Here is a 7,652-nt window from a genome sequence, read left to right as displayed (position 1 = left end):
TCAAAAGGATCCCATTCGTCTTCCACCTCGGGCAGGGCCTCGGCTTCGACCTCGGCGGCGAGTTCTTCAGCGGTGCGGATGCGGGTGATCTTGGCCTTGGGGAAACTCTCCAGAACAGCCTGCACCAGCGGGTGTTCGCTGGCCTTGGCCCGCAGGGCGTTTTCGGCGGCGTTCTCACGCTCGGTGATGGTCTCGCCACCGCCCTCGTTCTCCAGTGAGATGATCCAGCGGGCCTGAGTCCAGTTTTGCAGCTGCTGTCCCAGCCGGGCGGCCAGATCCTTGGGGGCATCCTGGGTCGGCTGGATAGTGATCCGGCCCGGCTGATAGGCAACCAGACGCAGGTAGGTTTTAACATATTCCAGCAGCAGCCCGTCGCGTCTGAGGCGGATCAGATCGATCACATGTTCAAATGTCGGATATTGCGCCAGGGCTTTGATGGTGTCTGGAGCCAGAGCCGTTGCCATGCCAGTGCCGTCTTGCGCAACCGGTGCTGCGCCACCGGATGCACCGGAAGCCATGGGCGCTCCGTCAGGCGTGCCAGCCCCGCCCATGTTTTGCATCGCAGGGGCGCCAGAGCCATAGCCTCCTGAAGCCATGCCGCCGCCCATTCCACCACCGGGGCCATTGGGCCCTGGGGGCGGCGGCCCGTCCTGCAGTTTGCGGATCAGTTCTTCCGGGCTGGGCAGGTCAGCCACATGGGTAAGGCGGATCACCGCCATTTCTGCCGCCATCATCGCATTGGGCGCAGCGGCGACCTCTTCCAGGGCTTTCAGCAGCATCTGCCACATGCGGGTCAGCACCCGCATCGCCAGGGCCTCGGCCATCTGCTGTCCGCGGGCACGTTCATCCGGGCTGATGGTGGGATCTTCGGCGGCATCGGGGGTGATTTTCACCACCGAGACCCAATGGGTGATTTCGGCCAGATCACGCAGCACCGCCAGCGGATCGGCGCCTTCGGCATATTGCGCGCCCAGTTCAGTGAGGGCGGCGGCGGCATCGCCGCGCAGCACCATATCCATCAGGTCGAGCACCCGGCCCCGATCGGCCAGCCCTAGCATGGCGCGGACCTGATCGGCGGTGGTTTCCCCGGCACCGTGGGAAATGGCCTGATCCAGCAGTGAGGTCGCATCTCGCGCAGAGCCTTCGGCGGCGCGGGTGATCAGCGCCAAGGCGTCATCGGTAATCTCGGCGCCCTCGGCACTGGCGATCCTGCGCATAAGCGCGATCATCACCTCGGGTTCGATACGGCGCAGGTCAAAGCGCTGGCAGCGCGACAGCACCGTCACCGGCACCTTGCGGATCTCGGTGGTGGCAAAGATGAATTTGACGTGGGCAGGGGGTTCTTCCAGCGTCTTGAGCAGCGCGTTGAAGGCGCTGGTCGAGAGCATGTGAACCTCATCGATGATATAGATCTTGTAGCGGGCGGAGGCCGCACGGTACTGCACCGAATCGATGATCTCGCGGATATCGCCCACACCGGTGCGGCTGGCGGCATCCATCTCCATCACATCGACGTGGCGGCCTTCCATGATGGCAGTGCAATGTTCGCAGACGCCGCAGGGTTCGGTGGTGGGCTGGCCGGTGCCGTCGGGACCGATGCAATTCATCCCTTTGGCGATAATACGCGCGGTGGTTGTCTTGCCGGTGCCGCGGATGCCCGTCATCACAAAGGCCTGGGCGATGCGATTGGTTTCAAACGCATTCTTCAGCGTGCGCACCATTGCATCCTGGCCGACCAGATCGGCAAATGTTTCGGGGCGGTACTTGCGCGCCAGGACCTGATATTGTGTTTGGCTGCTGTCGCTTGGGCTGTCGTTCATGATGTCTCTTGCCGGATTCGGAAGGCGGGATCGCGCCGGGGCAAGGTACGCTGGCTGGCCGCTTTCGTCCACCGCTGTTGACCGGAGAAGGCCGCCTGGGTCAGTCTTTGGTCACAGGGTTGAAGGTGCGGCCAAGGATCGGGCCTGCGCCAACGGGAAGGGCGAAGGGCTGTGATGCAGAGTGGAGGCCGCGATGAGTGATCAGAGCAATGAGGAGGTGGTGAAACCTTTGACGCTGCACGGCTTGTGCGTCGGCGACGGTATTCTGGCGCTTTGTGCTTTGCCCGGCAGTGGCGGTGATTACGCCGGAGATCTGGAACATCTGCATGACTGGCAGCCGGGACTGGTGATTTCGATGACCACCGAAGTCGAACAGGTCGGCTTTGGCGCAGCGATGCTGGGGCGGGATCTGCAGGCCATGGGCTGTCGCTGGCACCATTTGCCGCTGCCGGATTTTTCCGCCCCAAACCCGGAGATGCTGCGGCTCTGGCCCGAGGTCAGCGGCCTGGCGCGGCAGGCGCTGCAGGGCGGCGGCCGGGTGCTGGTGCATTGCAAGGGCGGCTGTGGCCGATCCGGCATGGTGGTTCTGCGGCTGATGATCGAAGCCGGGGAGCAGCCTGCCGCGGCGCTGCGTCGCCTGCGCCGGGTACGCCCCTGCGCGGTCGAGACCGCGGCGCAGATGCAGTGGGCCAGTTCAGCGGCATCGGTCAGAGCCTAGAGCGCATCCACCAGCGGGGCGGCATCCTTTGGGTCGGCTTTTTGGCGGGGCAGCAGTGATCTGACCTCGCCTATGGCGCAGGGTCGTTGGGCGATTACAGCTGCGGCAATTCCAGAACTAACCGGCGAAAACAGGGCATCGGCAAAGAGGTTCAGCGCTTCTGTGTCGGCCTCTTTGCTGACGTCACAAAACACCCGGATACGATCATGGCTGGCGACATATTGCGCCGGGCAATGGCGGTCGCAGCCGTCCAGACGGCTTTCGCCGCAGATCTGAAAATCCGCCTCGGTGACGTCCCGTGCCTTATCCAGGGCCCCTGACAGGGCCTCCAGCATGCGGGCCAGCGAGGGGCAGGGGCTGCCCAGATGCATGCAGATGCTTTGCGACACATGATGGTCCGGCCTCGGTTGCGAGTCCGCCCCCGCCCGCCTGGGTCTGTGATGCGTCTGTGTCATTTAGCGCCCTCCGCGCGTTGGCGGGGATCCAATTGGGAGAGGCTTGAAACGGGAGGGAGGCCCTGGCCATTTCACGCACCCGCCCCGGACTCCCCGTCCAGTTTCGAGTTTCATACGTGATGGCAGGTCTCCTGACTTGCGGGTCATTGCGGATCCGGTCCTTCCCGGCCTTTGGGGTTCTCCCAGTAACCAGTGGATACTCCGAAGCGCTCATCGCTTACAGTTGCGGGGGCAGTCGTGGACTTGTTCTGGCCTGTGCTGACCAGATCGCACCACGTTCCCTTTTCATCCCCGAAGCCGGTTAGGGCATCGCGGGAACCATCCCTTAACCGCTAGCGCCGGAAGGGTTGAGTCGTCAATAAAGTTTTAACAGATTGGGCTTGCAGTGGTGCTGCAGGCCAAAAAGGCGCGCGAAAATCGCACGCCTCTGGTAAGCTCTTCAGTCAGGGATAGCGGGCTGAGGCTAGCGGGATTTAAGCGCTTTGACTCAGCCGATCTTCGGTCAGGCTGGCAAATTCTGCCACCCGTTGCTTGAAGCGGCGGTTCACCTTGGAACGTGCCAGTTTGAGCGATTGCAGCAAAAGCCGCCCCGACAGGGTTTTAGCCTGAACTTTGACCTTCACCGAAATACGGGTGCGCCGGGGCGACAGCGCCAGGAGTTCAATCTGGCTCTGTCCGGACAGGCTGGCCGCCTCGGCACTCAGCCCAATCAGAGAGCTGGGTTCATAGCTGGCCAGTTCCAGTCGCAACTGGCGTGCTTTGCCGCGAAATTCGCCACGCACATCCCAGGCCATGCCCACCTGCGGGGTTGGGTCGTCGCCCAACCGCTGAACCTCGATACCGCGCCGCAGTGCCGAGCGTTCAAAACTGGCAAAATCGGAAATTGCCTCGAACACCTCGGAGAGAGGCGCATCGACGTCCTCTTTACTCGCTAATTCCATGATATGCCGCCTGGCCTTTGGCCAGCCCTCAGAGATTATTATTAGATCTTGTTCCTAGAATAATCTTCTTAATCCAAGGTGTCCGCAAGCCAGTTTTCCAGCAGAAAATGGGCAATGGCGCCTTTTCTTGCCGGTTTTATCATCGGGTGCTCGCCTGCAAAGACAGTCATCATGTCCTGACGACTTACCCAGATTGCATCCTCGATCTCTTTTGGGTCGATGGTGATGGCGCGGCTGGTGGCGCGGCCGCGACAGCCGAACATCAATGACATTGGGAATGGCCAGGGTTGGCTCGACAAATAGCCGACCTCGGCGACAGCTACGCCCGTCTCTTCAAAGACTTCGCGCCGCACCGCCGCTTCGAGTGTTTCGCCGGGTTCGACAAATCCGGCCAGCAGTGAATACATTCCCTCAGGCCAGCCCGGCGAACGCCCCATCAACACGTCGTCCCCATGGGTAATCAGCATGATCACGACAGGGTCAGTGCGGGGGAAATGCAGGGCCTTGCACTCGGGGCATTTGCGCTGCCAGCCGGCCTGGCTGACGACAGTTTTGCTGCCACAACGGGCGCAGAACTGATGCGATTGATGCCAAGACAGCAGCGCCTTGGCAGAGGCGGCCAGCTCTGCCTCCAACGGGGTGAGCCGGGCCATGATGCGACGCAGTTCGGCAAAAGCAGTCCCGGCGGGCAGATCCGGGTGCTGCTGTTCGCTGAGATCGGCAAAGCTGGCCAGCGCCATTTCATCCAGCGCATCGGGCCGCCAATTGCCCAGATCACAGGCGAAGAGCTCGGTGCCGTTGGGATCGGCGCCCAGATAAAGTGCCGTGTCGCGATGTTCCTGCGCCACCTGATGATTCGAAGCGACCCAAGCCAGGGCATCGGGGCCACGCTCTGGGTTCGACCGCTGGCTCAGCACCTTGCCGCGCCATGTCATCAGAACCTGCGTGCTGGGTGCTTGCCAGGCAGCCTCCAGAGCTGCCGGATCTTCCCGCAGCAGGGCCTTGCGATCCAGACCGCCGCCGCCGCCAAAAGTGACCTGTTCTGCCCGTTTCATCTGCCGCCTCCTGCTGACCTATCTCTCGCATTTCAAAGCAAGGAATGTGCCCTGTCCTAGCCTATTTTGTAGTTTGATGCCTCTTTGAAAGGGAAAACACCAGCAGAACTCTGTTCCGACCTCGCGATCCTCTTTTTTTTGGCTTTGTCGCGGGGATCGCGGCGCGGTGTGCCGTGATCCAGGGCCAAGTGTTACTCAGCGGTACCGGAAATAGTTAATTTTGTATGTATGATGTAGTTGGTGGCTTTGCAAAACTGTGAAACGCTGTTTGATAGGAGGGGCAGCTCTCAGAACGGGAGTGGTTGAAGTATGAGATTGGGACCGGCAGTGACAGCTGAGATGTCAGCATAATGACAGATTTGGCACCTTCTTTTGATGAAGGCGCTGGCTTGTTGCGCATCCTTGCGACAACGGATCTACATTGCAACCTGCTCAGTCGCGACTACTACGCCGACCGTGAAGATCCCGGCGTGGGCCTGTCACGGCTCGCCAGCCTGATCAATGTGGCGCGACAAGAGGCGCAGGAGCAGGGTGGAGCCACTCTGTTGTTCGACAATGGCGATGCCCTGCAGGGCTCCCCTATTGGCGAAGCGGCGCTGAATTTTGATGGCGCGCAGCCCACCTCGGACCGGCGTGGCGCGGTGCATCCGCTGATGGCTGCCTTCTCAACCCTGAACTACGATGCTCTTGGACTTGGCAATCATGATTTCAATTTTGGTCTGCCAGTGCTGGAAGAGGTGTTGCAAGACGCGCCCTGTGCGGTGGTCTGTTCCAACATGTCCTCCCTGCAGCCAGATAAGCCGCTGCCCTTCGTAAAGACGGCCATTTTGGAACGACGCCTGGCTGCCTTGCCAGAGGCGCCGACCCTGCGGATCGGGATACTCTCCCTTTTGCCACCCCAGACCATGACCTGGGATGCACCGCTATTGGAGGGCAAGGTGCGGGTGGAGGATATGGTGCAGGTGGCCGCCGCCAGCGCCGCTGATCTGCGCGCCGCAGGTTGCGATCTGGTGGTGGCTTTGGCCCATACCGGAATTGGCGGTGAGCTGCCGGTGCCGATGATGGAGAACGCCCTGCGGCCGATCATGGCGACATCCTGCATTGATGCGGTGGTTGGTGGCCACACCCATTTGGTGCTGCCAGACCCCGCGCATGCCTTTGCCAAGCCTCTGGTGATGCCGGGCGCGCATGGCTCTCATCTCGGGCAGATTGATATCTATCTGCGCCATGGGCCAGAAGGTTGGCGCATCGATACCTGGCAGGCCAGCGTCAAACCCATCGCCCGCCGCGATGCCTGGGGCAAGCTGACCGCTTTGGTGCCCGAGGATCCGGAATTGGTGCAGGTGCTGGCGGATGCCCATGCCCAGACCCAGGCCCGGATGAAACAGCCCGTGGGCCACAGCTCTGAGGCGCTGCATTCCTACTTTACCTTTTTTGGCAAAGATCACGGCCTGGCCTTGGCAGCCTCTGCCCAGATGGCGGCGGTGCGGCCTTTGCTGGCGGGTACAGCCGCTGGGGGTTTGCCACTGCTCTCGGCGGTGTCACCGGGCAAATTCGGGGGGAGATCGGGCCCGGAAAACTATACGGATATTGCCGCTGGCGATCTGTGTATGCGCAATGTTGCGGATCTTCAGGTCTTTCCCAATGCGATCTGGGTGGTTTCAGTCAACGGGGCACAGCTGCGCGACTGGCTGGAGATGTCGGCAGGTCTGTTCAATCAGATCACGCCCGAGACTCGCCACGGAGAGCTGGTTAATCTGGACCGGGCGGGGCACAATTTTGATGTGATTTTTGGGTTGGAATATGAAATCGACCTGACCCATCCTGCGCGCTATTCTTCTTCGGGCCTGTTGATCAATGCAGGCGCCCACCGCATTCGCAACTTGCGTTGGAACGGCGGGCTTGTCGCCGAAGACCAGCAATTCACCGTGGCGACAAGCAGTTACAGGGTCAGCGGCGGCGGAAATTTCAAGATGGTGCAATCGGCAGAGCAGCTGCATATGCCCGCGATCAAGGTCCGCGACGCCATTTGTGACTACGTGTCGGGGCGGCTGCCACCCGATCCGCTGGCGGATGCGCCCTATCCCTGGCGGCTGGCAAAACTGGCTGGAACCAAGGCCTCCGTTTTTACTGGACCGGTGGCCCGCAATTACCTGGATGAGCTGTCCGAGGCCCAGGTTGAAGACCAGGGCGTGACACCAAACGGATTTTTGAAGCTGCGCCTGAGCCTGTGAAGCTTCTCTCCTCTAGGGTTGGCTTGTTAAGGGGCGGTGAGAATGCGCGCCAAGCCTGACAAGCAGGAAGGGTCAGTTCTGGCTGAAACCGTTGGTTTCGAGGCTCTGGATGAGCCATTCGACTCTCGGTGCAACGCTCTTGTCATTCTGCGATTCTCTGCCTATATCAGACCCCGAGAGGTTGGCGCGGGCAGGCGCCTCGCCAACCTGGTCAGATCCGGAAGGAAGCAGCCACAACGAGCCCCGCTTGGGTCGATGTCCAACCTCTCACCTTTTCTCTCCCTAAGGGGCTTTGTTGCACAAATCGGGGTCTGAGCGTTCTTCCCCTTTCCCCGGACGGATTTATCCTAGGGGCCCTGTGACGGGTATGCCAAGAACTGTGTAACGGTTTAGCACGGCGATGCGGATTTGGATCTCCGCGACCTGCCG

Annotated in this window: 6 protein-coding genes, 1 other RNA gene and 1 riboswitch; of the genes, 3 read left to right on the top strand and 4 right to left on the bottom strand. The window is 61.2% G+C overall.

Going from position 1 to position 7,652, the window contains the following annotated elements:
- Positions 1–1,820: DNA polymerase III subunit gamma/tau (locus ABJP42_RS15780; RefSeq protein WP_348342031.1), on the bottom strand; the 1,820-nt coding region annotated here is incomplete at its 3' end.
- Positions 1,821–2,013: 193 nt separating this feature from the next.
- On the opposite strand from ABJP42_RS15780, the gene ABJP42_RS15775 reads away from it, so the two are divergent.
- Positions 2,014–2,538 (top strand): protein-tyrosine phosphatase family protein, encoded by a 525-nt coding sequence (locus ABJP42_RS15775; RefSeq protein WP_348342029.1) that lies wholly within the window; start codon positions 2,014–2,016, stop codon positions 2,536–2,538.
- Here ABJP42_RS15775 and ABJP42_RS15770 read toward each other — a convergent pair.
- From ABJP42_RS15770 to nudC, 3 genes are all read right to left on the bottom strand, one after another.
- Positions 2,535–2,993: a hypothetical protein gene (locus ABJP42_RS15770; protein ID WP_348342027.1), complete on the bottom strand. Its 459-nt coding sequence runs from the start codon at positions 2,991–2,993 to the stop codon at positions 2,535–2,537. The two genes, ABJP42_RS15775 and ABJP42_RS15770, sit on opposite strands and share 4 nt — an antisense overlap.
- 104 nt (positions 2,994–3,097) lie before the next feature.
- Positions 3,098–3,331: riboswitch (cobalamin riboswitch) on the bottom strand.
- Between the two features lie 135 nt (positions 3,332–3,466).
- Entirely contained in the window at positions 3,467–3,934 is a 468-nt protein-coding gene (locus ABJP42_RS15765; protein WP_348342025.1) for an SRPBCC family protein, read from the bottom strand.
- 68 nt (positions 3,935–4,002) lie between these two features.
- Positions 4,003–4,989, bottom strand: coding sequence for an NAD(+) diphosphatase (gene nudC / locus ABJP42_RS15760; RefSeq protein ID WP_348342023.1), 987 nt, complete (start codon positions 4,987–4,989; stop codon positions 4,003–4,005).
- A gap of 350 nt (positions 4,990–5,339) precedes the next feature.
- Here nudC and ABJP42_RS15755 point away from each other — a divergent pair, with 350 nt between their 5' ends.
- Positions 5,340–7,223: a 5'-nucleotidase C-terminal domain-containing protein gene (locus tag ABJP42_RS15755; protein ID WP_348342021.1), complete on the top strand. Its 1,884-nt coding sequence runs from the start codon at positions 5,340–5,342 to the stop codon at positions 7,221–7,223.
- A 174-nt stretch (positions 7,224–7,397) separates the two neighbouring features.
- An RNA gene (gene ffs, locus ABJP42_RS15750) (signal recognition particle sRNA small type) lies at positions 7,398–7,496 on the top strand.
- Positions 7,497–7,652: the final 156 nt, after the last annotated feature.

The sequence above is a fragment of the Pseudophaeobacter sp. genome, from assembly GCF_039971195.1.
In the GTDB taxonomy this organism is placed as follows: domain Bacteria; phylum Pseudomonadota; class Alphaproteobacteria; order Rhodobacterales; family Rhodobacteraceae; genus Pseudophaeobacter.
The sequence above is the reverse complement of the archived record's forward strand: the minus strand, read 5'-3'. Positions and strand labels throughout refer to the sequence as shown.

Excerpts from the sequence above, each read along its gene's own strand:
- ABJP42_RS15775 (WP_348342029.1), top strand. The coding sequence starts at position 2,014 with ATGAGTGATCAGAGCAATGAGGAGGTGGTGAAACCTTTGACGCTGCAC.
- ABJP42_RS15770 (WP_348342027.1), bottom strand. The coding sequence starts at position 2,993 with ATGACACAGACGCATCACAGACCCAGGCGGGCGGGGGCGGACTCGCAA.
- ABJP42_RS15765 (WP_348342025.1), bottom strand. The coding sequence starts at position 3,934 with ATGGAATTAGCGAGTAAAGAGGACGTCGATGCGCCTCTCTCCGAGGTG.
- nudC (WP_348342023.1), bottom strand. The coding sequence starts at position 4,989 with ATGAAACGGGCAGAACAGGTCACTTTTGGCGGCGGCGGCGGTCTGGAT.
- ABJP42_RS15755 (WP_348342021.1), top strand. The coding sequence starts at position 5,340 with ATGACAGATTTGGCACCTTCTTTTGATGAAGGCGCTGGCTTGTTGCGC.